This is a genomic window from Chelativorans xinjiangensis, from assembly GCF_009812055.1.
Taxonomy (GTDB): Bacteria; Pseudomonadota; Alphaproteobacteria; order Rhizobiales; family Rhizobiaceae; genus Chelativorans; species Chelativorans xinjiangense.
Map to the genome: position 1 here is coordinate 12,351 of NZ_WQNH01000019.1, position 22,493 is coordinate 34,843.

The 22,493-nt window shown below is 65.6% G+C and carries 19 protein-coding genes and 1 pseudogene; 9 read left to right on the plus strand and 11 right to left on the minus strand.

Annotation, left to right across the window (positions count from 1 at the left end):
• Positions 1–8: 8 nt before the first annotated feature.
• The 6 genes from GM910_RS13600 to GM910_RS13625 form a co-directional block, all read right to left on the minus strand.
• Complete coding sequence (locus tag GM910_RS13600) at positions 9–1,301, minus strand: NCS2 family permease (RefSeq protein WP_159588103.1); 1,293 nt, start codon at positions 1,299–1,301, stop codon at positions 9–11.
• A gap of 552 nt (positions 1,302–1,853) precedes the next feature.
• Positions 1,854–2,708, minus strand: coding sequence for a sugar phosphate isomerase/epimerase family protein (locus tag GM910_RS13605; RefSeq protein WP_159588104.1), 855 nt, complete (start codon positions 2,706–2,708; stop codon positions 1,854–1,856).
• Between the two features lie 2 nt (positions 2,709–2,710).
• Positions 2,711–3,484 carry an ATP-binding cassette domain-containing protein gene (locus GM910_RS13610; protein WP_159588105.1) on the minus strand — a complete coding sequence of 258 codons (774 nt, stop codon included), beginning with the start codon at positions 3,482–3,484 and terminating at the stop codon, positions 2,711–2,713.
• Positions 3,481–4,473, minus strand: coding sequence for an ABC transporter permease (locus GM910_RS13615; protein ID WP_159588106.1), 993 nt, complete (start codon positions 4,471–4,473; stop codon positions 3,481–3,483). Before GM910_RS13615 ends, GM910_RS13610 begins: the two co-directional genes overlap by 4 nt.
• Before the next feature lie 57 nt (positions 4,474–4,530).
• On the minus strand, positions 4,531–5,496 hold the full coding sequence (locus GM910_RS13620) for a sugar ABC transporter substrate-binding protein (protein ID WP_246226102.1): 966 nt from the start codon (positions 5,494–5,496) through the stop codon (positions 4,531–4,533).
• A 43-nt stretch (positions 5,497–5,539) separates the two neighbouring features.
• The gene (locus GM910_RS13625) at positions 5,540–6,640 is read right to left on the minus strand and encodes a LacI family DNA-binding transcriptional regulator (RefSeq protein WP_246226104.1); all 1,101 of its coding nucleotides are present in this window, start codon (positions 6,638–6,640) and stop codon (positions 5,540–5,542) included.
• A 123-nt stretch (positions 6,641–6,763) separates the two neighbouring features.
• Here GM910_RS13625 and GM910_RS13630 point away from each other — a divergent pair, with 123 nt between their 5' ends.
• A complete protein-coding gene (locus tag GM910_RS13630; RefSeq protein WP_159588108.1) occupies positions 6,764–7,795 on the plus strand; it encodes a hydroxyacid dehydrogenase in 1,032 nt (343 codons plus the stop codon).
• A 237-nt stretch (positions 7,796–8,032) separates the two neighbouring features.
• Complete coding sequence (locus GM910_RS13635) at positions 8,033–9,142, plus strand: NAD(P)/FAD-dependent oxidoreductase (RefSeq protein ID WP_159588109.1); 1,110 nt, start codon at positions 8,033–8,035, stop codon at positions 9,140–9,142.
• A 117-nt stretch (positions 9,143–9,259) separates the two neighbouring features.
• Here GM910_RS13635 and GM910_RS13640 read toward each other — a convergent pair whose 3' ends face one another.
• The 3 genes and pseudogenes from GM910_RS13640 to GM910_RS13650 form a co-directional block, all read right to left on the minus strand.
• Positions 9,260–10,339 carry an ABC transporter ATP-binding protein gene (locus GM910_RS13640; protein WP_159588110.1) on the minus strand — a complete coding sequence of 360 codons (1,080 nt, stop codon included), beginning with the start codon at positions 10,337–10,339 and terminating at the stop codon, positions 9,260–9,262.
• Positions 10,327–12,030 carry an ABC transporter permease gene (locus GM910_RS13645; protein ID WP_159588111.1) on the minus strand — a complete coding sequence of 568 codons (1,704 nt, stop codon included), beginning with the start codon at positions 12,028–12,030 and terminating at the stop codon, positions 10,327–10,329. Before GM910_RS13645 ends, GM910_RS13640 begins: the two co-directional genes overlap by 13 nt.
• Positions 12,031–12,042: 12 nt before the next feature.
• A pseudogene (locus GM910_RS13650) lies at positions 12,043–13,034 on the minus strand (ABC transporter substrate-binding protein).
• 208 nt (positions 13,035–13,242) lie between these two features.
• Between GM910_RS13650 and GM910_RS13655 the strand changes: the two are divergent.
• The 5 genes from GM910_RS13655 to GM910_RS13675 all read left to right on the plus strand — a co-directional run bounded on the left by GM910_RS13655 (position 13,243) and on the right by GM910_RS13675 (position 18,620).
• Positions 13,243–13,761: a MarR family winged helix-turn-helix transcriptional regulator gene (locus GM910_RS13655; RefSeq protein ID WP_246226106.1), complete on the plus strand. Its 519-nt coding sequence runs from the start codon at positions 13,243–13,245 to the stop codon at positions 13,759–13,761.
• A gap of 10 nt (positions 13,762–13,771) precedes the next feature.
• Positions 13,772–15,484 (plus strand): thiamine pyrophosphate-requiring protein, encoded by a 1,713-nt coding sequence (locus GM910_RS13660; protein ID WP_159588112.1) that lies wholly within the window; start codon positions 13,772–13,774, stop codon positions 15,482–15,484.
• 208 nt (positions 15,485–15,692) lie between these two features.
• Entirely contained in the window at positions 15,693–16,730 is a 1,038-nt protein-coding gene (locus tag GM910_RS13665) for a TRAP transporter substrate-binding protein (RefSeq protein WP_159588113.1), read from the plus strand.
• Positions 16,727–17,293 (plus strand): TRAP transporter small permease, encoded by a 567-nt coding sequence (locus GM910_RS13670; protein WP_246226108.1) that lies wholly within the window; start codon positions 16,727–16,729, stop codon positions 17,291–17,293. The genes GM910_RS13665 and GM910_RS13670 overlap by 4 nt, the downstream gene beginning before the upstream one ends.
• A gap of 4 nt (positions 17,294–17,297) precedes the next feature.
• Positions 17,298–18,620 (plus strand): TRAP transporter large permease, encoded by a 1,323-nt coding sequence (locus GM910_RS13675; protein ID WP_246226110.1) that lies wholly within the window; start codon positions 17,298–17,300, stop codon positions 18,618–18,620.
• Here GM910_RS13675 and GM910_RS13680 read toward each other — a convergent pair.
• The gene (locus GM910_RS13680) at positions 18,614–19,519 is read right to left on the minus strand and encodes a LysR family transcriptional regulator (RefSeq protein WP_159588114.1); all 906 of its coding nucleotides are present in this window, start codon (positions 19,517–19,519) and stop codon (positions 18,614–18,616) included. The two genes, GM910_RS13675 and GM910_RS13680, sit on opposite strands and share 7 nt — an antisense overlap.
• Positions 19,520–19,777: 258 nt before the next feature.
• Between GM910_RS13680 and GM910_RS13685 the strand changes: the two genes are divergently transcribed.
• Together GM910_RS13685 and GM910_RS13690 are read left to right on the plus strand one after the other, a co-directional pair.
• The gene (locus GM910_RS13685; RefSeq protein WP_246226112.1) at positions 19,778–20,722 is read left to right on the plus strand and encodes a DMT family transporter; all 945 of its coding nucleotides are present in this window, start codon (positions 19,778–19,780) and stop codon (positions 20,720–20,722) included.
• A 32-nt stretch (positions 20,723–20,754) separates the two neighbouring features.
• Positions 20,755–21,393 carry an NAD(P)-dependent oxidoreductase gene (locus GM910_RS13690; protein WP_159588115.1) on the plus strand — a complete coding sequence of 213 codons (639 nt, stop codon included), beginning with the start codon at positions 20,755–20,757 and terminating at the stop codon, positions 21,391–21,393.
• Positions 21,394–21,409: 16 nt separating this feature from the next.
• Here GM910_RS13690 and GM910_RS13695 read toward each other — a convergent pair whose 3' ends face one another.
• Positions 21,410–22,489 carry an ornithine cyclodeaminase gene (locus GM910_RS13695; protein ID WP_159588116.1) on the minus strand — a complete coding sequence of 360 codons (1,080 nt, stop codon included), beginning with the start codon at positions 22,487–22,489 and terminating at the stop codon, positions 21,410–21,412.
• Between the last annotated feature and the right edge of the window lie 4 nt (positions 22,490–22,493).

Sequence of the window (22,493 nt, forward strand, 5' to 3'; positions counted from 1 at the left end):
AGGCTTCACTATTCGGATACGAAGGCGAACCGCAGGACGAAAAGTGCCGCGACGCTCCAGGTCGCCGGATGCACGGCGCGCGGGCGCCCCGCCAAGGTATTGATCACTGCGTAGCTGACGAAGCCGAAGGCCAGCCCGTTGGCAATCGAATAGGTGAACGGCATCATCATCGCCGTCAGCACGGCCGGCACCGCCTCGGTCGTCTCCTCCCACTCGATCTCGACCAGTTCACGCATCATCAGAGCGGCCACGTAAAGAAGCGCGGGCGCCGTCGCATAGGCGGGCACCGAACCGGCGAGTGGCGAGAACATCAAGGCCGCAAGGAACAGAACGGCAATCACCAGCGCCGTAAGCCCCGTGCGGCCGCCTGCCTGAACGCCCGAGGCGCTTTCGGCGTAGGCCGTCGTGCTGCTCGTTCCCAGCAGCGAGCCGGCAACGATCGCCGTACTGTCGGCCATCAGCGCGCGGCCGAGACGATTGGGCCGCTCGGGCTTCATGAGCCCGGCGCGTTTGGCCACGCCGATCAGCGTGCCCGTGGCGTCGAAAACCTCGACCAGAACGAAGACGAGGATGACATGCAGGAGCCCAGCGGAAAGCGCACCCCAGACGTCGAGCTGCATGAAGGTGGGCAGGATACTCGGCGGGGCCGAGACCACGCCCTGAAACTCGTTGATGCCCAGCAGCATCGACAGGACGGTCACCGCCAGAATGCCGATGAGGATGGCGCCGCGCACGTTGAGGGCGTCCAGCCCGGCGATGATGAAGAAGCCAAGAATGGCAAGCATGGGGCCAGCCTGGGAGAGATCGCCGAGGGTGACGAAAGTGGCCTCCGAGGCGACGACGATGCCGGAGCTCTTGAGCGCGATGATCGCCAGGAACAGCCCGATGCCGGCAACAATGGCGCAACGCATGGATTGCGGAATGCCCGAGATGAGCCAGCGCCGAACGCCGGTCACCGTCAGGATCAGGAAGATGACGCCGGAAACGAAAACCGCCCCCAGCGCCTGCTGCCAGGAAAACCCCATGGTGCCGACCACGGTGAAGGCGAAGAAGGCGTTTAGCCCCATGCCCGGCGCCATGCCGATCGGCCACTTCGCAAACAGCGCCATGATGAGAGTGCCGAGTGCGGCGGCAAGGCACGTCGCCACGAAGACGGCGCCGCGATCCATCCCCGTCGTGGAGAGGATCGCCGGATTGACGAAGATGATGTAGGCCATCGTCAGGAACGTGGTGACGCCGGCGATCACCTCGATGCGCACCGACGTGCCGTGGGCCCGCAGATCAAAGAGCTTTTCGAACATTTCTCCTCCCGCCTGCGCGCGGCGAACCGGCTGCAGCGTTTGCGTTGGTGATAGGCCTGCCTCTCGCTTGCGAAGCGGAACGCCGCTCCTCAGGCGCCTCACCTTTCCGGCTTCGTATCCTCATCTCCCGAAGCCGCATGAGCGACGCCCCGGACGACCTCCGGGGCATCATCGCGCCGGACAAACCTCCAAGGTTGCCAGCAGCGCGAAGCTAAAGCCGTTCGCGCAAACGGCAAGAGCGTGGAGGTGGAAGGAGTTTCAAAAAAAGATGGTGGGAGGCGGGGTGGTGGTGGGGAGGAAGCCTCTTGATCTGGGCGAGATGGAGATGCCGGCGCCCCTTCGCGCCCCCTCTGTCCTGCCGGACATCTCCCCCACGAGGGAGGAGATTACGTTGGCTGCTTGCCTCCGGCACCTAATCTGCAACGCCGATGATTGAAGAAAATCGTCGTGAAGGCTGATCTCCCCCCTCGTGAGGGAGATGTCCTGCAGGACAGAGGGGGCGCGAAGGGGCGCAGACATCTCCATTTTCCAGTTCGACCCCGGAGGCGAAGATCAGCCGAGCGTCAGCCCCGCCTGCCGCGCCGCGTTGCGCAGGAACGGCAGTCCGACGTCGATGACATCCTGCGGATTTTCCGCCACCGGCCGCCACACGGCGAGCCCTCTGGCGATGTCGGCATCGACGTGGTTCATGCTTTCAAGCGCGATCGGCCCCTCGTAGCCGATCGCGGCCATGGCCCCGAAAGCAGCCGGCCAGTTGACCATCCCGCGGCCGGGGACGCCGCGATTGGCTTCCGAGACGTGGACATATCCGAGATGGGGGGCGGCGGCGCGGAAGCCCGTTTCGAAACTCTCCTCCTCGATATGCATGTGGTAGGTGTCGAGATGGATGAACAGGTTCTCCGCACCCACGCGCTCGATGATCCGTGCCGCGTCGGCGCCCCTGTTGATCAGGTGCGTCTCGTAGCGGTTGCACGGCTCGATGCCAAGGCGCAGGCCGTGGGCGGCGGCCTGCGCGGCCGCGCGTTCGAGGAAGCGGCAGATGCCGTCGATCTCGACCTGCGTGGGAGCGCGGCCCGTGGTCTTGCCGATCGTGCCATAGGTAACGCCGCAAAGCGCGCCACTGCCCACGGCCCGCGTTGTGTGGAACGCGGCTTCCAGAAAGGCCAGCGCCTCGTCGGGCCGCTCCACCACGTCCAGGCCTGCCGGCAGGCCGAGCGAGCAGATGAGCTCGACGTCGTGCCGTGCCGCAAAGGCGGTCGCGGCGGCAACGTCGAGTTCCTCCGGTCTGAGCAAGGGGATCTCGAACAGACCGACGCCATGCGCCTTGAGCGCCTCCATCTGCGGTTCGATGTGCGCGACCTCCCATACGGGTGAGATCGCGAAGGTATGCAGTCCGAACGTGTTCATCGTTATCCTCTTGCTTCGTGGGAGGCAGCCGCGGCCATATCTCCGCCGCCGACGATCCGGCTCACCACCTCGCTCATGTTGGTCTTGCCGGTGACGAGATCGGCTTCGGCCCGTCCATGGCGCAGGACGACGATCCGGTCCGTCACCGAAAGCACGTCGTTGAGGCGGTGCGATATCAGGATGACCGCGATACCTTCCGATTTCAGCCGGCGGATCAGGTCGAGCACGCTCTGCACTTCGCGAACGGCAAGCGCGGCCGTCGGCTCGTCCATGATGACGAGCTTCGGGTTGAAGGTGAGCGCCCGGGCGATGGCGACTGTTTGCTGCTGGCCTCCCGAGAAGGAGCCGACAGCGCGGTTGATCGACGGCAGATGTGCGTTGAGCCGCTCGATCATCTGCGCCGCCTGGCGGTCCATCGCCGCCTTGTCGACGAAGGGGAAGAGACCGAAGAGCTTCCTTGTCGGCTCGCGGCCGAGGAAGATGTTGCTGGAGACGTCCTGTTGCCTCGCGAGCGATAGGTCCTGATAGATCATTTCGATACCCAGCCGCCGGCGCTCGCCGGGATCGAGATCGAGGATGCCCCGGCCGTCGAAGGTGATCGAGCCGGCGTCCGCCTGATAGATACCGGTGATCGTCTTCATCAGCGTGGACTTGCCGGCGCCGTTGTCGCCGACCAGCCCGACGACCTCGCCGGCTTTCACGGCGAGATCGACCCCGTGCAGCACGTCGATCGCGCCGAAGCTCTTGCGGATGCCCTCAAGCTTGAGAAGGGTCATACCCGGCTCTCCTTCCTCACTTGGTACTGGTCGATGAAGACGGCGAGGATAAGCACGGCGCCGATGGCCATCTGCTGGTAGTAGGACTGCACGGCGAGCAAGTTGAGGCCGTTCTGCAGCACGCCCATGATGAGGGCGCCGATCATGGTGCCGAGGATGGAGCCGCGCCCGCCGAACAGGTTCGTGCCGCCGATGATGGCCGCCGTGATCGCCGTCAGCTCGTAGTTGAGCCCGGCGGTCGGATCGCCCGAATTTATGCGCGCGGAAAAGAGTAGGCCGGCAAGGCCGGCGAGCGCCCCGGAGAGCGTGTAGAGCATGCGCCGCTGCCGCTCGACGCGGATGCCGGCTGCCCGCGCAGCCCCCTCGGAATCGCCCAGCGCCAGCGTGTGCCTGCCGAAGTGCGTATAGGCCAGGACGCAATGGGCGATGAACGCCGTGGCGACGAAGATGATGACCGGCATTGGTACGCCGAAGGGCCGGCCCTGGCCGAGATAGAGCATGAATTCCGGCAAGCCGTAGATGACGCGGCCGCCCGAGATGACGAGCGCCAACCCCCGCGCCAGCCCCAACATGCCGAGCGTGACAATGAAGGCCGGGACGAAGGCGCGCGTGACGAGCTGGCCGTTGATATAGCCGGCAATGCCGCCCGCCAGGATGCAGGCGATAACGCCCAGCACCGACGGTGCCCCGAGATTGACGGCGACGAAAGCGCCCACCACGCCCGAAAGCCCCATCACCGAACCGAGCGACAGGTCGAGACCGCCCGAGCCGATGACGAAGGTCGCGGCGATGGCCAGGATGCCGATCGTCGAGGTGGCGAGCAGGATGTTGAGGAGGTTGCTGAAGGACAGGAAATACGGGGACAGGACCGCCATAAGGGCGCTGAGGGCCACCAGCACCAGGAACGACTCGAGCCTGATGTGCAGGCGTTCGACCGAGGCGCGCTGGGCCCGCGTCCACACGCCCGGTGTTGCAAGATCAGAAGACATTGTGCCTCGACCGGAAAAGGGGCTGGCGCTTCCCGCGCCAGCCAGGTTTCGGGAGGATTATTTGACGTATTCGAGCAGCGGCTCGCTGCCGTCCTCGAGCACCTCTTGCGTGAGAACGAGGGTCGGCACGGCAATGTCCGCCGGCACCTCTTCGCCGGCCAGCGCCTTCTTGACGTTCTCGACCGCCTGCTTGCCGACGAGATAAGGGAGCTGAGCGACGGAAGCGTTGAGCCGCCCATCCTTGATCGACTTCACCGCGTCGGAGTTGCCGTCGACGCCGATGATGACGATCTGATCGCCCTTGCCGGCGGCATAGGCCGCCTCCACCGCACCCAGCGCCATACCGTCGTTGGCAGCGAAGATGGCGACGAGGTCTGGATTGCGGGTCAGGATGTCGTTGGTGATGGATGCCGCCTTACCGCGGTCCCAGTCGCCTGGCAGAGAGGCCACGATCTCCAGCCCCGGCGCCAGCTCGGCGAGCTTCCCGGCGAAGCCTTCCGCACGCATCTGGCCGGTGATGTTGCCCGACAGGCCCTCGATGACCAGCACTGCCCCCGTGGCATCGGCGCCGAGCTGGGAGACGAGATACTCCGCCCCTTGCGCGCCGGCCGCCACGTTGTCGGAGCCGATGCGGAACGTGATCTCGATCCCTTCCTTGTCGAGAATCGCCTGGTCGAGATTGCCGTCCAGGTCGACCACCTTGATGCCCTGTTCCTGCGCGGCCTTCAGGCACGGAAGCAGGTTGGTGGAGTTGATGGCGGCGGTGATCATCGCCACCGGCTGGCGCTCGAGCATCGTGTTGCACACGTTGAGCTGCGGCTCTGCCGCCTGGTCGCTCTCGACCGCCTGCACGAAATAGTCGACGCCTGCTTCCTTGGCACCGTCCTCGACGCCCTGCCCCATCGCGCCCCAGAAGGGGTTGGAAAGCGTCTTCATCAGGACACCGTACTGGCCATCCTGGGCGTGGGCCGCCAGCACGGAGAGCGACAGCACCGCCGCCGAAATCAAGTTCACTCTCAGCATTTTACCTATCATTGACTCCTCCACAGACTTGCGACGCCGCCTTTCAGGCCGAGTGCGGCGTCATTTCGGGTTCTGACAATCGGGGGCATTGTCCTGTTCCTCCCCCCGAGTGCGGACCGCTGCTCGGCGCTCCAACGGATTCCCGCACCAATAGCTGGCATCGTTCGAGCCGCGCCGTCGGCGGCCCGGTCTCGCCGTCTATGCGGCGAAAAAGCATATCCATGGCCTGGGCGGCGATCTGGCCGACCGGCTGCACGACGGCGGCGATCGTCGGCCACGTGACCGACATCCATTCCGCGTCGTCGAAGCCGACCAGCGAGATGTCGTCCGGGCAGTGCCAGCCGCGGCGGCGGAACTCGCTCAGGGCGACGAGGGTCCCTTTGAGAAACAGGGAAAAAACCGCGGTCGGCCGCTCGCCACGCGAGAAGTAGTCGCGGATCGAGGCGCGCAACGGCTCCACGTCGCTCTCGCACAGGATCACGTCGATCCGCACCTTCGGATCCAGCGCTTCCGCCGTTTTGCGGAACCCTTCGAGACGCGCCCGCACGCAGGCTCCCTGCTCTCCAAGCCCGACCACCAGCACATGGCGGTGGCCACGCCCGATGAGCTCGCGTGCAACCTCCGCGCTCGCCGAGAGGCTGTCGGCCGAAACCGTGTCGAAGGATTTGTCGGAGAGCACCCGGTCGATCATCACGCCGGTCATCCCGTGCGCCTGCATCAGCTCGCCGCCCCGGCCATGCTCGTCGCGCACGGGGGCCAGCACGACACCGGCCACGCGCCAGTCCTGCATGCGCCTCAGGATTTCCGCTTCGCGCTCCTCGGACTCGCCGCTCGACGCGGCCACCAGCGTGTAGCCGCGCAGTTCCGCAAGACGCTCCAGATGCGTGACCATGGAGCCGAAGAACTCGCTTTCGAATTCCGGCAGGATCGCTCCGATGATGCGGCGCTTGGCGCGCCTCAAGTCCGAGGCAAGCGGATCCGCCCGGTAGCCCAGCCGCTCCACCGCCTCGAAAACGCGCTGTGCGTTCTCCGGCTTCACGGTCGGCACGCCGTGCATGACCTTCGAGACGGTCGCCGCCGACACGCCCGCATGGTTCGCCACGTCGTGGATCGACGGCCGCTTGTGCACGGCACCGCTCGACAAACGCTCCTCCCAAAGCTCGCTTTCCAAGCCAAACTATTGATAAATCGATTTTTCAGTGCTGTAAATCGTTTTATCGTGGATGTACGCCTGATACTGTCCGCAAATCGCGCAGGGAGGAAAATTATGGCCGAGACACCGAGGCCGCTGGTCATCAGCGCACCGGAACCGCGCACACTGGACCTGATCTTCACGCCCGAGGCCCGACGTCGGCTGCATGAGGGCTACGACATCCGAGAGACCGACGCCGCGCAGCTGCACCGCCTTGAAGAGGAGGTGCTCGGCCTCGCACGCTATATCATCGGGCAGCCGCCGATCTCGCCGGAAACGCTCGGCCGGATGAAGAGCCTGCGCTGCGTCTTCAACGTCGAGACCAATCTCATCAACAACATGCCCTACGAGACGCTCTTCGAGCGCGGTATCCACGTGGTGACCACCGGAGCGGTGTTCGCAGAGCCGGTGGCGGAGATGGGGTTGGCGCTGGCGCTCAACCTTGCGCGCGGCATCGTCAACGCGGATCTCGACTTCCGTCGCGGCCGCGAGCTGTGGGGCGGTGACGGCAATGCCTCCGCACGCCTCGTCTCGGGCTCCGAGATCGGCATCGTCGGCTTCGGCGATCTCGGCCGCGCGCTCAATCGCGTGCTTGCCGGCTTTCGCGCCAGGGTCCGGGTTTTCGACCCGTGGCTGCCGCCCTCCATCCTGCGCGAAGCGGGCGTGGAGCCGGCCGCGCTCGACACCGTGCTTTCCGAAAGCGACTTCGTCTTCGTCGTCGCGGCGGTGACGACCGAGAACCGCGGCTTCCTCGGCGCCGAGGCCTTTCAGAAGATGCGGCCGGGCGCCGCCTTCATCCTGCTCAGCCGGGCCGACGTCGTGGATTTCGACGCCCTGATGGAGGCCGTGCGGCGTGGCCATATCGTGGCGGCGAGCGACGTCTTCCCCGAAGAGCCCCTGCCCGCCGATCATCCCGTGCGCTCCCTCGACGGCTTCCTGCGCTCCGCGCATCGCGCCGGCGCCCTCGACATCGCCTTCAAGCGCATGGGCGACATGGTGCTCGAAGACATGGCGCTGATGGACCGCGGACTGCCGCCGATGCGCTGCAAGCGCGCCGAGCGCGAGACAGTCTCGCGTATGCGCTCGAAGCCGGTCGAGAGGAACTAAGCGGCGAGCCGGGGTGCGTGCTATGCTCTACCTGAAGGGTGCCGACGCTCGGGCGCGCCGCGGCCCAACCGGAGGTTCCCGAGCGCGTGACGGTGACGACGGATGGCTTCGCGCGAATCGGCAAAGCCTGCGCCCACATCGGACTGCCGGCGGCGATCATCCAGGAAGGCGGCTATCTCTGCGACGCGCTTGGCGATAACCTGCGTGCCTTTCTCGGCGGCTTACAAGACGGATTCCATGAGCGAAGCGTATTCAACCGACATCGCCGTCATCGGAGCGGGGATCGCCGGAGCGGGCATCGCCGCCGCGCTGGCGTTGGAGCATGACGTCCTCCTTCTCGAGCAGGAAGACCAGCCGGGCTATCACTCGACAGGCCGATCGGCGGCGATCTTCATTCAGAACTATGGCAACGACGTCATACGGACGTTGAGCCGCGCCAGCGCACCGCTCTTTGCCGGCGCGGACGCCGTGCTCTTTCCGGCTCCGCTTCTGAAGCGGCGCGGCATCCTCTTCGTGACCGACGAGGCGGGGCGCGCCAAGCACGAGCAATTGCTCGAAATGGCGACCGGGCTGGAGGAGATAACAGCGGATAAGGCGGTCGCCCTCGTGCCGCTCCTGAAGCGCGAATGGATAGCGGCGGCGGCCTATGAGGCCGATGCCATGGACATCGACGTCGCGGCCCTGCACCAGGGGTGGCTGAAGGGTGCGAAACGCGACGGCGCGCGGCTTCTCACCGGTGCCGCGCCGGGCAAAGGCAAGCATTCCCACGGCAGATGGATGCTGGAGACGGCCGCGGGGGCGGTTACCGCGCGCATCGTCGTCAATGCGGCCGGCGCCTGGGCCGACCGCGTGGCGGCCGCCTGCGGTGTCGCGCCGCTGGGACTGGTGCCCATGCGCCGCTCGATGGCGGTGCTGCCGGCGCCCGAGGGTTTCGACATCCGCGATTGGCCGCTCGTCGCGGAGACGGCCGACAACTGGTACTTCAAGCCCGACGGCGGACGCCTGCTGGTGTCGCCGGCCGACGAGGACCCGGTCGAGCCGCATGACGCGTTCGTCGACGACATGGTGCTGGCGGAAGGGCTCTACCGCTACGAGCAGGCGGTGAGGAGCCCGGTCACGCGGGTCGAAACGAGCTGGGCGGGATTGCGCACCTTCGCGCCGGACGGCACGCCGGTGGTCGGCTTCGATGCCGGGGCCGAAGGTTTCTTCTGGCTCGCCGGGCAAGGCGGCTACGGCATACAGACCGCGCCGGCGCTTTCCCGGCTCGCCGCCGACATGCTCGGCGATACCACACCGCCCGAGCTTGCCACGGTCGCTGGGGCTATGTCGCCGTCCCGCTTGCGCTAGACCAATTCATCGTTTCATGGAATCGATGAATTGGTCTACTCTTTGTTTTGTCGCAATTCCGGACGGAAAACCGGTTCCCACTTTTCCTGGAATTACTCTCTAACGCGCCACATAGCATCAAGCGGCCTCGACCACCGGGATGAGCCATCCCGACGTCAGGGCGAGCCGCGCCCGGCTGCCGGCTGCGAAGGTGACGGGGTCCGGCTGCTCGAAATGCAGGCCGAGATGCGGCGTGCCGTCCGGCTCGAACTCGATGCGCGCCGCGCCGCCGCGATAGACGGCGCGCGTCACCGTGCCATCGAAGCCGGGTTTCCTGGCAGTGACGGCCGTCAACTGCGAGGCGCGGCAGCAGATGCGTGCGTCTTTGCGGGGGCGCTCGCCCTTGCGGCAGCGCACCACCAGCTCCTGACCGAGCACGCGCACGCGGCAATGGCCGTCGATCTCCGGGCTTTCCACAGTGGCCGGCAGGACCATGCCCTGGGAAATGAAGGAGGCGACCATCTCGTTGGCCGGCTCATGGTAGAGCGTCTGCGGGGTGGCGAGCTGCATGAGGCGACCGTGGTCGATCACGGCGATCCTGTCAGCCAGCGCCATGGCCTCCGCCTGGTCGTGGGTGATGTAGAGGATGGTGGTGCCGGTCCGTTTGTGGAAATCGGCGAACTCGTCCTCCATGGAAGCGCGCAGGTGGACGTCGAGATTGGCAAGCGGCTCGTCGAACAGCACCAGCCGCGGCTCGGCGACCAGACAGCGCGCGAGCGCCACGCGCTGCCGCTGGCCGCCGGAAAGACTGGCTGGCCGGCGTCCGCCATACTGCTCCATGTTGACCAGGGCCAGGGCGCGGCGGACGCGCTCTTCGCGCTCGGCGCGGCTGATACGCGCCACCTTCAGCGCGTAGTCGATGTTCTCCGCCACCGTCATGTGCGGCCACAGGGCGTAGTTCTGGAAGACGATGCCGACACGCCGCTTTTCTGGCGGCACGTTGACGTGCCGGGAGGAGACCTCGCGCTCGCCGATGCGGATGCATCCGCCGGTCAAGGTCTCGAACCCGGCGATGAGCCGCAAGAGCGTGGTCTTGCCGCAACCCGACGGCCCGAGAACGGCGAGGAACTCGCCGTCGGCCACGTCCATCGACACCCCGTCGAGCGCGCTGGCCCCGTCAAAGCGCTTGGTCACGTCCTTGATGCTCAGTCCCGCCATGGGAGCACTCCGCTGGGTAGTTTGCCTGCAAGAAGGTTGGCCAGAAGCATCAGGAGAAAGGTGCTGGCTACCATGATCGCGGAGACGGCCGCGGCATACTTGGAGTCCCCGCCCTGCTCGAAGGCGAAGATGATGACGCCGATGGTCTCCGCCCCGGATGACCACAGAAGCGCAGAGACCGTCAGCTCGCTCAACGCCGTCATGAAGATGAGCAGGCCGCCGGCAATGGCCGCCGGCGCGACCAGGGGGAAGACGATCGTGCGCAACCTTGTGAACAACGCCGCGCCCGCCACCTGCGCCGCCTCCTCCAGCGCCCGGTCGAGCTGCAGATAGCCACTGATCGTCGGCCGCACCGCCAGGACGAGGAAGCGCGCCAGATAGGCGTAGAGGATGATCCAGACGGTGTTGTAGATGTGGATGCCGGTGATCGGCATGGGCTTCAGGAATAGCAGAAGCGAGGCGATCGCCAGCACTACGCCGGGCAACGCATAAGGCAGTTCCACAGCCAGGTTGAGCACCTTGATCCAGCGGTTTTTGCCCCAGGCGATGGCGTAGCCGAGCGGGATCGCCGCGAAGACAGCGAAGGCGGCGGCACCGAACGACAGGCACAGGCTGTTAACGAAGGCGCGCCGGGCGGCGGCGTGCTCGAGAAGGACGAAGCGGTAGTTCTCGAACGTCGCCGTATCGGCGCTCAGCGTCACGCCGTAGCCGCGCACCAGCGACGTCAGGACCAACCCGACCAGCGGCAGAACAAGGATAACGACGATCAGCAACCACATGCCCAGCTCGACGGGGCGCCGCCAGCGGCCGAGCGAATAAGGCGTGGCGGGCAGCGATGTCGCGGTGATCCGGAAGTCGCGCCGGCTGCCGATCCTGTCCTGCAGGACGATGCCGACCATGGCGATCACGCCGACCAACACGGACAGGAACGCGACTTCAGAAAGCACCGCCGGCCCACCGCCGGCGAGGCGCTGATAGATGAGCGTCGGCAGCACCGGATAGTTGGCGGGAATGCCGAGAAAGGCGGGAATGCCGAAATTGCCGATGCAGGAAACGAAGGTGAGCGCCGCCGCACCGACGATGGACGGCGTCATCAGCGGCAGGATCACGGTGCGCAGCACGGTGAACCAGCCGGCGCCGGCCGACCGCGCCGCCTCGACCAACTCCCGCGGCAGCTTGCGCAGGCCGGCGCGCACGATGAGGAAGACCAGCGGCGCGTACTGGATGCCGAGCAGCAGAACGATGCCTTCGGGCGAATAGAGCGGGTTGGGTGCGCCGAGCGGCGGCGCCAGGCCGAGGAGATCGAGCAACGGGCTGGAAGGTCCGAAAAGCTGCAGCCAGGCAAGCGCGGTGACCTGCGGGGCGATCATCAGCGGGGTGACGAAGCACACGACGAACGCCTGGCGCCGCCGCACGTCGGTGAGCGAGACCAAAAGGGCCACCGCTACTCCGAGGACGAGCGCCAAGGCGGTGCCGCCCAGGCCCACGCAAAGCGTGTTCCAGCTGGCGCGCCACGTGGTGCTGCTGACAAGGCCGGCGTGGACAACGTCCAGGGAAAACCTGCCGCCGGGCAGCACGACCTCCTGCAGGAGCCGCGCCATGGGCAACAGCGAGAAGACCGCGATGATCGCGACAATCCCCACCGTCAGGGCCATATCCTGGCCCTGACGCTCCTCGCGCGTAATGGACATGTGGATGTGTCCTCAACCGCCGAACATGGCGGAGAATTCCTCCTTGTTGGCGTCGATCTCGTCGACCACCTCCTTCACGTCGACCGACATCACGTTGATCTCGATGCCCTCTGCAGCCAGTCGGGACGCCCGGCGGAAGGCTTGGCCGGCAGGTAGCCCTGGCTCAGGGCCAGCTTCTGGCCCTCGTCGGAAAGGATGAAGTCTACGAACGCCTTGGCCGCGTCGGGGTTCTTCGCCGTCGACATGATGGCCACCGGCTCGGTCACCGCCGTCACGCCCTCCTCGGGGAAGACGAACTCGATGGGCGATCCGTCCTTCTTGGCGTTCATCGCCATGAAATCGACGAGGATGCCGTAGACCTTCTCGCCGCTCGCCACCGATTTGAGCACGGCGCCGTTGCCGCGCACGCTGACCAGGCCGTTTTCCTGGAGCTTCTCGAAATAATCCCAGCCGAGATCGTCGCGCCCGACAAAGGCCGAAAGCATGTAGGCCGCGGCACCCGAATAAAGCGGGCTCGGCATGATCGCCAGGTCCTTGTAGGCGTCTCCTGCGAGATCGGACCAGTGCTCCGGCTTTTCGGCGGCGCGGGTGTTGTAGGCAATGCCGGTGGTGATGAGCTTTGAGCCGAAATAGGTCTTGTCGGCGTCGTGGGCGGCTTCTTCGAAACCTTCGAGGTTGGCCTCGGGATAGGCCATGAGACGGCCATCCTTCTTGAGCGTCTCCATGCTGACGGCGTCGGCGATCAACAGCACGTCGGGCTGCGGGCTGCCGGCCGCGAACTCGGCGGCCAGCTTGGTCAGAAGGTCGCTGGTGCCTGAGCGGAAGATTTCGACCTCGATGCCCGGATTGGCCGCCTTGAAGGCATCGACCGTCTGGGCGGCGTCCGCATCGGGCTGCGAGGTGTAGAGCACCAGGTTCTCGGCAGAAGCCGCCGGAGCGAAGGCGACCGACGCGAGCATCGCTGCCGCCAGGGCGGCCTTGCGGATCGTATAAGTGCGTTCCATAGGAATGACCCCTCTCGTTTGCATCTCCCGGCGATCGCATCGCCAGAACCCCTCCCGTGCATGCGCAGTATGACAACGAGGTAACAACCGCGCATGATTGGGGGGCGTTCAAACTGGTTTGATACAAAACTAAGTTGATGGATCTTGGCCTTTGCCATATAGTTCCCGCCGAGGCGTGGTTCGCCGCGAGGGAGGCGCGCGGTGGAGATTGTCCCCGCGCGAAACGTCGGGAGCGATGGACAAGGCGGAGATTTCCAAAGGTGGCAGCGCCCGAACCCGGGTGAAGGACGACGGCAGGCCGGTGCTGCTGGGAGAGCTGGAAAACTATGTCGGCTTTCACCTGCGGCTGGCGCAGAGCGCCTCCTTCAAGGCCTTCCGGCGGCTTACGGGTGAGAGCGACCTGCGGCCGGGCTGGTTTGCGGTACTGGCCATCATCCACAACAATCCGGGCATCACGCCGATGGCGCTCAGCCGCGCCAGCGGCCGCGACAAGTCGACCATCACACCGGTGCTGCGAGAGTTGCTGCGCGAAGAGCTCGTCCGGCGCAGCGCAAACCCCGCGGACAAGCGCAGCTACGCGCTGTTTCTGACGCCCCATGGCGAGGAGAAGCTGGCGCATCTGGCGGCCTGCGCGGCCGAGCACGACCGGGAACTGGACGAGATCGTCGGCGACAAGAAGCAGGAGCTGATCCGGCTTCTGCGCCGGATCGTCGCCGTACTGGATTGAGGACGGCAAGATGTACACGGCCAGCACAGCATTTCTCGAAGCGCTGAGTGAAGCAGGCGTCAGCCACATCTTCGCGAATTTCGGCAGCGACCACCCTGCCCTCATCGAGGCGATCGCCGAGGCACGCGCACAGGGGCGCAGGGTGCCGGCGATCGTCACCTGTCCCAACGAGATGGTCGGCATGAGCGCCGCACACGGCTTTGCTCAGGTTTCCGGCCAGGCGCAGGCCGTGCTTGTCCATGTGGAGTGCGGCACCCAGGCACTTGCCGGCGCCATCCACAACGCGGCCAAGGGGCGGGTGCCCATGCTCGTCTTCGCCGGCGCCTCGCCCTTCACCCAGGAAGGCGAAATGAAGGGCAGCCGCAACGAATTCATCCAATGGATCCAGGACGTGCACGACCAACGCGGCATCGTGCGCGGCTACATGAAATACGACAACGAGATCAGGACCGGCAGGAACATCAAGCAGCTCGTGCACAGGGCCCTGCAGATCGCCGGCTCGGATCCCAAAGGCCCGGCCTATCTTATGGGCGCGCGCGAGGTGATGGAGGAGACGCTTTCCTCGCCCGTCGAAATTAATCCCGAGGGGTGGCGTCCGCTCGCCCCTTCCCCGCTCCCCGAAGAGGCGGTGGAAACGCTGCTGACGGCGTTGGAAGGGGCGGCGCGCCCGCTCGTCGTCACCTCCTATCTCGGGCGCAATCCGAGGGCGGCGGAGCAACTCGTCCTGTTGTGCGAGGCGCTGGGTGTCGGCGTTCTGGAATCAGTGCCGAACGCGATGAACTTCCCGCACGACCATCCCCTCTACCAGGGCAACCAGTGGAACGAGCCGCACCAGAACACCACCCTCGCCGAGGCCGACTGCATCCTGGTGATCGACAGCGACGTGCCGTGGATCCCGACCGTCAGCCGCCCGCGCGAGGAGGCACAGATTTTCCACATCGACGTCGACCCGCTGAAAGAGAACATGCCTTTGTGGTACATCGGCGCGCGGGCGAGCTTTCGCGCCCACGCCGAGACGGCGCTGCGTCAGCTAAATGCGGCGCTGGCGCGCCGCAAGCCCGACGCGGAGCGGGTGCGCACCCGTGCCGAGCACTACCGGCGCACAAGCCGTGAGCGCGTAAAAGCGCTCAATGCCCTCGAGAAGGCCGACGGCGCCATCACACCGGAATTCCTGACCGCCTGTGTGCGCCGCCATATCGATGACGACACCATCGTGCTCAACGAGGGCATCACCAACTACCCGACGATCTTCAACCACCTGGCCATGCGCCGGCCTGGCTCGATCTTCACCGCCGGGGGCGGCTCGCTCGGCTGGAGCGGCGGGGCGGCGATCGGCACCAAGCTTGCAGCACCCGACAAGACCGTGGTCTCGCTGACGGGCGACGGCTCCTACATGTTCTCCGTGCCCTCCAGTGTTCATTGGATCGCCGCGAAGTACAACACGCCGTTCCTGCAGATCGTCTACAACAACCGCGGCTGGAAGGCGCCGCGCTTTTCCACGCTCGCCGTCCATCCCGACGGCTATGCGAGCCGTGCCAACGACATCGACGTCGCCTTCGATCCGCCGCCGGACTATGCCGGCATCGCTGCCGCCGCCGGCGCCGCCTATGCGCGCAAGGTGGAAAGGCCGGAAGAGGTGGAGGAGGCGGTGGGGGAAGCTTTCGAGACCGTGCGCAAGGGAGAGCGGGCGGCGGTGCTAGACGTCTGGCTTCCGCATTTGTGAGCCCGCATCTGTGGGGTTGAAAGAAGGAGGAACGGCTGAGGAGACACGACGAACGACAGGATGGAAAACCGGTGCGTCCTGTGGCAGCATAGTTTGTCCTAAAACAATTGCGGCCCGCGCGGCATCCGTGCGGGCGGCGACGAGAACCGGGCGCCAGGCCTAGCGGGAGGGGCGCCACTCGGCGCTGGAACAAAGGAGGAGGAGACACATGAAAAGGCGCGAATTCCTGATTACCACAGCTGGGGCTCTGGCAACGCCGGCGCTGTTGCGCCCCGGTTTCGCCCAGGAGGCGGAGGTGACGCTGAAGCTGCATCACCTGCTCGGCCCCCAGGCGCCCGCCCACACGCAGATGCTGGAACCGTGGGTGCGCTCCATCGAGGAGGATTCCGGCGGGCGCGTGAAGATCGATATCTATCCCTCGATGTCGCTCGGCGGCGCACCGCCGCAGCTCGTCCGTCAGGTAGCCGACGGCGTGGTGGACATCGTCTGGACGGTCAACGGCTATACGCCGGGTCTCTTCCCGCGCTCGGAGATCTTCGAGCTGCCGACCATCTTCACCAACAACATCGCGGCGACCAATCTGGCCATGCGCGAGCTGTTCGATGAATTCCTGGCGCCCGAATACGAGGCCATGCATGTGCTCTTCAACCATGTGCACGCCGGCCAGGCGCTGCACATGGCGCGGGAGCCGGTGCACACCATCGCCGACACACAGGGCAAGAAGCTGCGCGTGCCGGGACCGACCGGCAACGAGGTCGTGAAGGCGATGGGCGCCACCCCGGTCACCATGCCGGTGCCCGATCTGCCACAGGCACTTTCCACCAATGCGGTGGACGGAGCGCTGATCCCGTGGGAGATCATTCCCGCCCTGCAGCTTCAGGACGTGACGGACTACCAGATCGAAGGGCCGAACATGACACGCTTCGGCACCACGACGTTCCAGGTGTCGATGAACAGGGCCCGCTGGGAATCGCTCCCCGACGACCTGAAAGAGGTCTTCGCGAAGAACTCCGACGAGGAGTGGCTGCGGCAGGTGGCGCAGATCTGGCGCGATACGGATGACAAAGGCATCCAGATCGCCGTCGACGCGGGCAACGAGTACATCGTGCTCACCGAGGAGGAGATGGATACCTTCAACGAGGCGCTCGCCCCCGTGGTCGACAAGTGGATCGCCGACCACACGGACTTCGATGCCGCCGCCCTCGCCGAGGCCGCCAAGGCGGCGATAGCGAACAACGCATCTTGAGTGGCGAACGCCAGTATCGAGGCCCCGGCGGCGATGGGGCGAGGGTGATATTCCTCCTCGCCTCGCTTATCCGCTATTGGGCATTGCTCGGCGGGTTGATCACCGCCGGGCTTGCCGTGATGACCGCTGCGAGCGCGGCGTCGAACCTGCTCTTTGCGGCGCCCTTTCCGGCCGACTACGAGCTGGTGAAGCATTTCGTGGCGGTCGTCATCTTCATGTTCCTGCCCTATTGCCAGCTCACCGGTGCCAATGTGGCCGTCGACATTTTCACCGAAAATATGAGCGAGGGGAAAAAGGCGGCGATGGCCATGCTCTCGGCGCTCTTCGCCGCCGCGTTCGCGCTGCTTCTCCTCAGGCAGATGTGGCTCGGCTTTCTCGGCTATCTGCAATATCCGGAGATCACGCCGGTGCTTCGGCTGCCCCTGTGGACCGCCTTTCCGCCAATTCTCGTTTCGCTTGTCCTGCTCCTGGTGGCCGCGCTCATTACCTTGCTCAACGGCTGGCGGATGATGCGCAGAAGGCCGGCCTTGCCGCTTGGCGAACGCGGAAGGACGACCAAATAGCGCCATGATGGACAGTTTCGCCCTTGGACTTGCCGGCCTCCTTGCCCTTCTGGCCCTGATCGCCATCCGCGTGCCGGTCGCCTACACGATGATCCTCGTCGGCATCGTCGGCACCATGCTGCAGACGGGGCCGGCGATCGTGCTCAACCAGCTCAAGGATCTGGCCTACGCCCAGTTCTCCAACTACGACCTGACGGTGCTCCCCATGTTCATCCTGATGGGCGGGCTTGCGGCGCGTATTGGCCTTTCGAGCGACCTGTTCCGCGGGGCGAACGCCTGGCTTGGACGCTTTCCGGGCGGCGTGGCGATGGCGGCAGTCGCCGCCTGCGCCGGCTTCGGCGCGCTTTCCGGCTCCTCCACGGCCACCGCGTCGACCATGGGTCAGGTCGCCCTGCCCGAACTCAGGCGCTACAAATTCTCGCCGGCGCTCGCCACCGGCACGGTCGCCGCCGGCGGCACGCTGGGCATCCTCATCCCGCCGTCGGTGGTGCTGATCGTCTACGCCATCATCGTCGAGGCGAACATCGTCACCATGTTCGCCGCAGCCCTGCTGCCGGGCATCCTGGCAATGGTGCTGTTCATCGCCACCATCGCCGTCTACGTCTGGGCCGTACCGGGCGCCGGGCCTACCGGCCACAAAGTGCCGCGCGACGAGCTCCTGCAGGCGACCCTCGCTATCATTCCCGTGGTCGTCATTTTCGGTATCGTCATCGGCGGCATCTATGCCGGGATTTACAATCCGACGCCTGCCGCTGCCATCGGCGTCTTTCTGGTCGGCGCCTACGGCATCGTGCGCGGGCGGCTCGACTGGTCGGGATTCCGCGGAGCGCTCCTGGAGACGGCACGCACCAGCGGCATGATCTTCCTCATCCTGCTGGGCGCCGAACTATTGAAGATCTTCATGGCACGCGCCGGCGTTCCCCAGGCAGCGGCGGCGGCCTTGCACGACAGCGCGCTGCCGGCGCTCGCCATTCTCGTGATGATCATCGTCGCGTTCCTGATCCTCGGCTGCCTGATGGACAGCCTGTCGATGGTCATCCTGGCGATCCCTTTCTTCTGGCCCATCGTCTCAGGCCTCGAGTTCGGCCTCGGGCCGCAAGAGCTCAAGATCTGGTTCGGAATCATCATTCTCGTCGTGGTGGAGCTGGGGCTGATCACGCCGCCCGTCGGTCTCAACGTCTTCATCATCAACTCCCTGGCGCCGGATGTGCCGATGCGCGAGACCTTCAAGGGGGTCATGCCTTTCTTCGCGTCCGAAATCGTCCGCGTTACACTGCTCATCGCCTTTCCGGGGATTACGCTGCTGCTGCCGCGGCTTCTTCAATAGGCAGGGTTTGCTCCTTCGCCCAATTCCTCAACGAGAAAGTCGAGAAAAGCGCGCACCTTGGGAACGACGTAGCGTCTCGACGGATAGACGGCGTAGACGGAAAGCGCGACCGCCGACCACTCGCCGAGAACGGTACGCAGGCGCCCCTGCTCGATGTCTTCGCGGACGTAAGCCCAAGGGATCAGGCTGAGACCGAAGCCGGCGCGCAGGGCATCGCGAACGGCCAGGCTCGAAGTCACCTTGTAGCGACCGCTTATGGGGATGCGGATCTGGCGGTCAGCCTTCTCGAACGCCCATTCATCGGCATGGCCGGACAACGTGAACTGGATGCAGCTGTGGCGCTTGAGGTCCTCGGGGCTCATTGGTGTGCCGGAGCGTTCGAGATAGGACGGCGCGCCGCAGACGACATGCGGGATCGTGGTGAGTTTTCGCGCGATCAGGCTGGAGTCCTCAAGGCTGCCGCTGGCGCGGATGGCGATGTCGAAACCCTCCTCGACGATGTTGACCCGTCGATCATCGAGCCTCAGGTCGAGGGTGAGGTCGGGGTGGCGGCCGAGGAAGCCCGGCAGCGCCTGGGAGAGGCAGACCAACGTCAGCGTCACCGGCGCGCTGACCCGCAAAAGACCACTCGGGCTCTCCTGCAGCGGCCCAAGCGAGCTGTCCGCCTCCTCCAGCTCGTCCAGGATGCGCGCGACCTGATCATAATAAAGCGAGCCCGCCTCGGTGAGGCTCATGCGCCGGGTGGTGCGGTTGAGGAGCCGCACGGCGAGATGAGCCTCCAACTCGCCTACATTCTTGCTGACGGCCGCGGGCGAAAGACGGAGCTGCCGCGCAGCTTCCGCAAAGCTGCCAAGCTCCACCACTTGGCGAAAGACCTTCAATGCGGTCAAGCGATCCATCGTTCTTCACCTTAGGTGAATAGTCTGGAGGCTGGATCGCAGATTGCCGACCGAGTGGCAACAGTACGCTATTCCGGGTAGCTTTGGAGGGGCCTCTCCGTGCCCAAAGGTGCACTGGCCGAACTCTTCACCAATAGTGAACAGTCTCTGGACGCATCCACGTATTATCGCGTCGCGGAAGATCAATTAGCTTTGGAGTTGCGTTGGTTGGGAAATACCCGCCCTTGCAGCGCAAGGAAGCCAGGAAGGAAGCGCGTGATGACGGTGTCAGAGGTAACACAAGACGCACGCGGCACGCATGCCGGAATGCTCCTGTGGGCGCTGATCGTGGGTCTGTCGTTCCCGGCTGTCGGGCTGATGAGCGAGGGCCTGCCGCCGCTGCTTCTGACGGCGATCCGCTTCGCCATCGCGGCCCTCGCCATAGGCGCGCTCGTTTGGCGGACACCTGATCGCTGGCCGAGCCTTCCGGGGCTCACGCTCTATGCCGTCATGGGACTGTGCCTCGCCGGCTTCTTCGGTGCCATGTTCTGGGCCGCGCATCGCGCCACCGCGCTATCGATGGCGACCCTCTATGTCAGTGTCCCGCTGCTCGCCTATTGCCTCGGCCGCGGGCTTGGCGTGGAAAACCCGGCCGGGCGCCTGCTTGCCATCCTGGCCCTCGGCGCGATCGGCGCGCTGGGGCTCGCCCTTGCGGAAAGCGGCGCCACGCTCGACGGGCTGCAGTTCGGTATCGCCGAAGCGGCATTCTTTCTCGGCTGCGTGGCTTCCGCGCTGTACCCGGTCCTGACTAAGTGGGGACTGGCGCGCGGCTGGCTTTCGGATCGAGCGGCGCTGCGTACCTTCTGGAGCCTAGTTGCCGGCGGCGTGCTGATCGGCTTTCTAGGTCTGGCCATGGAGACGCCGCGGGCGCTCGCCGCCATGACGCTTTTCGATTTCCTGCTGGTAGCCTACCTGGGCGTGTTCTCCAGCGGCGTCACCTTCTGGCTGATGCAGCGGGCAACCGCCGTTCTGACCCCGGGCGCGGTCACGGCCTACACCTATCTCGTACCGTTCGTCTCCATGCTGCTCCTCTTTGCCGGCGAGCCCGAGCGCATAGGCTGGCAGTGGCTGCCGGGCGCCTTGATGGTGGTGCTGGCGATCGCGCTCCTGTTGCGCCGCGCACCTTCCACGCCGTCCCGATGGCGCGCGGCACCTTCTTCCTGAACAATCCAACCGATCCAAGAGGACCAAGACCGATGCGCATCACCGTCTTCGGAGCCACAGGCAGTGTCGGGCGTCGCGTCGTGACCGAGGCGATCGAGCGCGGCCACCACGTCACCGCCGTCGCACGCGATGCAGCCCGGTTTGCAGAGCTGCCCGCCGCGGCCACCGCACGCACGGGCAATGCCGCGAACGCCGACGATGTTGCCGCGCTGAGCGCCGGCCAGGATCTGGTGATCAGCACCACCCGCCCGGCGCCCGGCAGCGAACGCGATCTCGTGACCACGGCCGAGGCGCTCCTGGACGGGCTAGCCCGCACCGGCGTGCGGCTGCTGCTTGTCGGCGGTGCCGGCAGCCTGATCGTGCCCGATACGGGCTGCCACCTCGTGGATGATCCGCGCTACATGCCCGCCGCCTACCGGGACATCGCGCTTGCCTGCGGCGACCAACTCGAAGTCTGCCGCACTGACACGGCGGTCGACTGGACCTATCTGAGCCCGCCAGCCCAGCTGGAGCCGGGGGAGCGCACGGGACACTTTCGGCTGGGCGGCGACGAACTGCTTGTCGACGCAGCCGGCCACTCGCGGATTTCCCTGGCGGACCTGGCCGTGGCGCTGCTCGACGAAGCCGAGACGCCCAGGCACAGCCGGACCAGATTCACTGCCGCCTATTAGCCGAAGCCGAGGGCGTCTATGAGACCGGTCCTCTCTCCTTCTCCGCCAAGAGGGACGAGCCTGGGAAGCGCAGGAGCATGCCGAAGAGGTCGCGCGGCTCGTCGGGGTCGGCAAGGAGGTCGAGATCGGTGTAGAGGCCCGTCTGTTCGATCTTGTCGCGCACGTAGCGCAGTGCGGAAAAATCCTCTGTGGCGAAACCGACCGAATCGAACAAGGTGATCTGCCGTGCCTCGCGCCGGCCTACAGCCTTGCCGGCGATCAGGCGCCACAACTCCTCCACCGGATGATCCTTGTCGAGCTGCTGTATCTCGCCCTCGATGCGCGTTTGCGGCGGGTATTCGACGAAGATGTCGGAGCGCAGAAGGATGTCGCGGTGCAACTCGGTCTTGCCCGGGCAGTCGCCTCCCACGGCGTTGATGTGGACGCCGGCGCCCACCATGTTGTCGGTCAGGATCGTCGCGTACTGCTTGTCGGCCGTGGCAGTCGTGATGATCTGCGCCCCCTCCACCGCGTCCTCGCCACTGGCGCAGGCCGTCATCTCGAACCCCAGACCGGCCAGATTGCGCCGGCATTTTTCGGTCGCCCCGCGGTCGATGTCGTAGAGGCGCAGTTTCCGGATCCCGAGAAGCGCCTTGAATGCCATGGCCTGGAACTCGGCCTGCGCGCCATTGCCGATCAGCGCCATGCAGTCCGCCCCCTTCGGCGCCAGATATTTCGCTGCCAGCGCCGAGGTCGCCGCCGTGCGCAGCGCCGTCAGGATTGTCATTTCCGAGATCAGCAGCGGATAGCCGTTGCCGACATCGGCGAACACGCCGAAGGCTGTCACCGTCTGCCGCCCCTCGCGGGTGTTCTTCGGATGACCGTTCACGTATTTGAAGCCGTAGTGCCTGCCGTCGCTCGTCGGCATCAATTCGATGACGCCTTCGCGGCTGTGCGAGGCGACGCGCGGCGTCTTGTCGAATTTCTCCCAGCGGCGGAAGTCCTCCTCGATGTAGGCGGTAAGCTCACCCATAAAGCGCTCGACGCCAATCTCGAGAACGAGCTGCATCATGTGATGCACGCTGACGAAGGGAACGAGGTTGAGATGGTCGGCCATGGGG

What these genes read in the sequence shown, in the direction of transcription:
- GM910_RS13600 (WP_159588103.1), bottom strand. Translation starts at nt 1,301, where the DNA reads ATGTTCGAAAAGCTCTTTGATCTGCGGGCCCACGGCACGTCGGTGCGC.
- GM910_RS13605 (WP_159588104.1), bottom strand. Translation starts at nt 2,708, where the DNA reads ATGAACACGTTCGGACTGCATACCTTCGCGATCTCACCCGTATGGGAG.
- GM910_RS13610 (WP_159588105.1), bottom strand. Translation starts at nt 3,484, where the DNA reads ATGACCCTTCTCAAGCTTGAGGGCATCCGCAAGAGCTTCGGCGCGATC.
- GM910_RS13615 (WP_159588106.1), bottom strand. Translation starts at nt 4,473, where the DNA reads ATGTCTTCTGATCTTGCAACACCGGGCGTGTGGACGCGGGCCCAGCGC.
- GM910_RS13620 (WP_246226102.1), bottom strand. Translation starts at nt 5,496, where the DNA reads ATGCTGAGAGTGAACTTGATTTCGGCGGCGGTGCTGTCGCTCTCCGTG.
- GM910_RS13630 (WP_159588108.1), top strand. Translation starts at nt 6,764, where the DNA reads ATGGCCGAGACACCGAGGCCGCTGGTCATCAGCGCACCGGAACCGCGC.
- GM910_RS13635 (WP_159588109.1), top strand. Translation starts at nt 8,033, where the DNA reads ATGAGCGAAGCGTATTCAACCGACATCGCCGTCATCGGAGCGGGGATC.
- GM910_RS13640 (WP_159588110.1), bottom strand. Translation starts at nt 10,339, where the DNA reads ATGGCGGGACTGAGCATCAAGGACGTGACCAAGCGCTTTGACGGGGCC.
- GM910_RS13645 (WP_159588111.1), bottom strand. Translation starts at nt 12,030, where the DNA reads ATGTCCATTACGCGCGAGGAGCGTCAGGGCCAGGATATGGCCCTGACG.
- GM910_RS13660 (WP_159588112.1), top strand. Translation starts at nt 13,772, where the DNA reads ATGTACACGGCCAGCACAGCATTTCTCGAAGCGCTGAGTGAAGCAGGC.
- GM910_RS13665 (WP_159588113.1), top strand. Translation starts at nt 15,693, where the DNA reads ATGAAAAGGCGCGAATTCCTGATTACCACAGCTGGGGCTCTGGCAACG.
- GM910_RS13675 (WP_246226110.1), top strand. Translation starts at nt 17,298, where the DNA reads ATGATGGACAGTTTCGCCCTTGGACTTGCCGGCCTCCTTGCCCTTCTG.
- GM910_RS13680 (WP_159588114.1), bottom strand. Translation starts at nt 19,519, where the DNA reads ATGGATCGCTTGACCGCATTGAAGGTCTTTCGCCAAGTGGTGGAGCTT.
- GM910_RS13685 (WP_246226112.1), top strand. Translation starts at nt 19,778, where the DNA reads ATGACGGTGTCAGAGGTAACACAAGACGCACGCGGCACGCATGCCGGA.
- GM910_RS13690 (WP_159588115.1), top strand. Translation starts at nt 20,755, where the DNA reads ATGCGCATCACCGTCTTCGGAGCCACAGGCAGTGTCGGGCGTCGCGTC.
- GM910_RS13695 (WP_159588116.1), bottom strand. Translation starts at nt 22,489, where the DNA reads ATGGCCGACCATCTCAACCTCGTTCCCTTCGTCAGCGTGCATCACATG.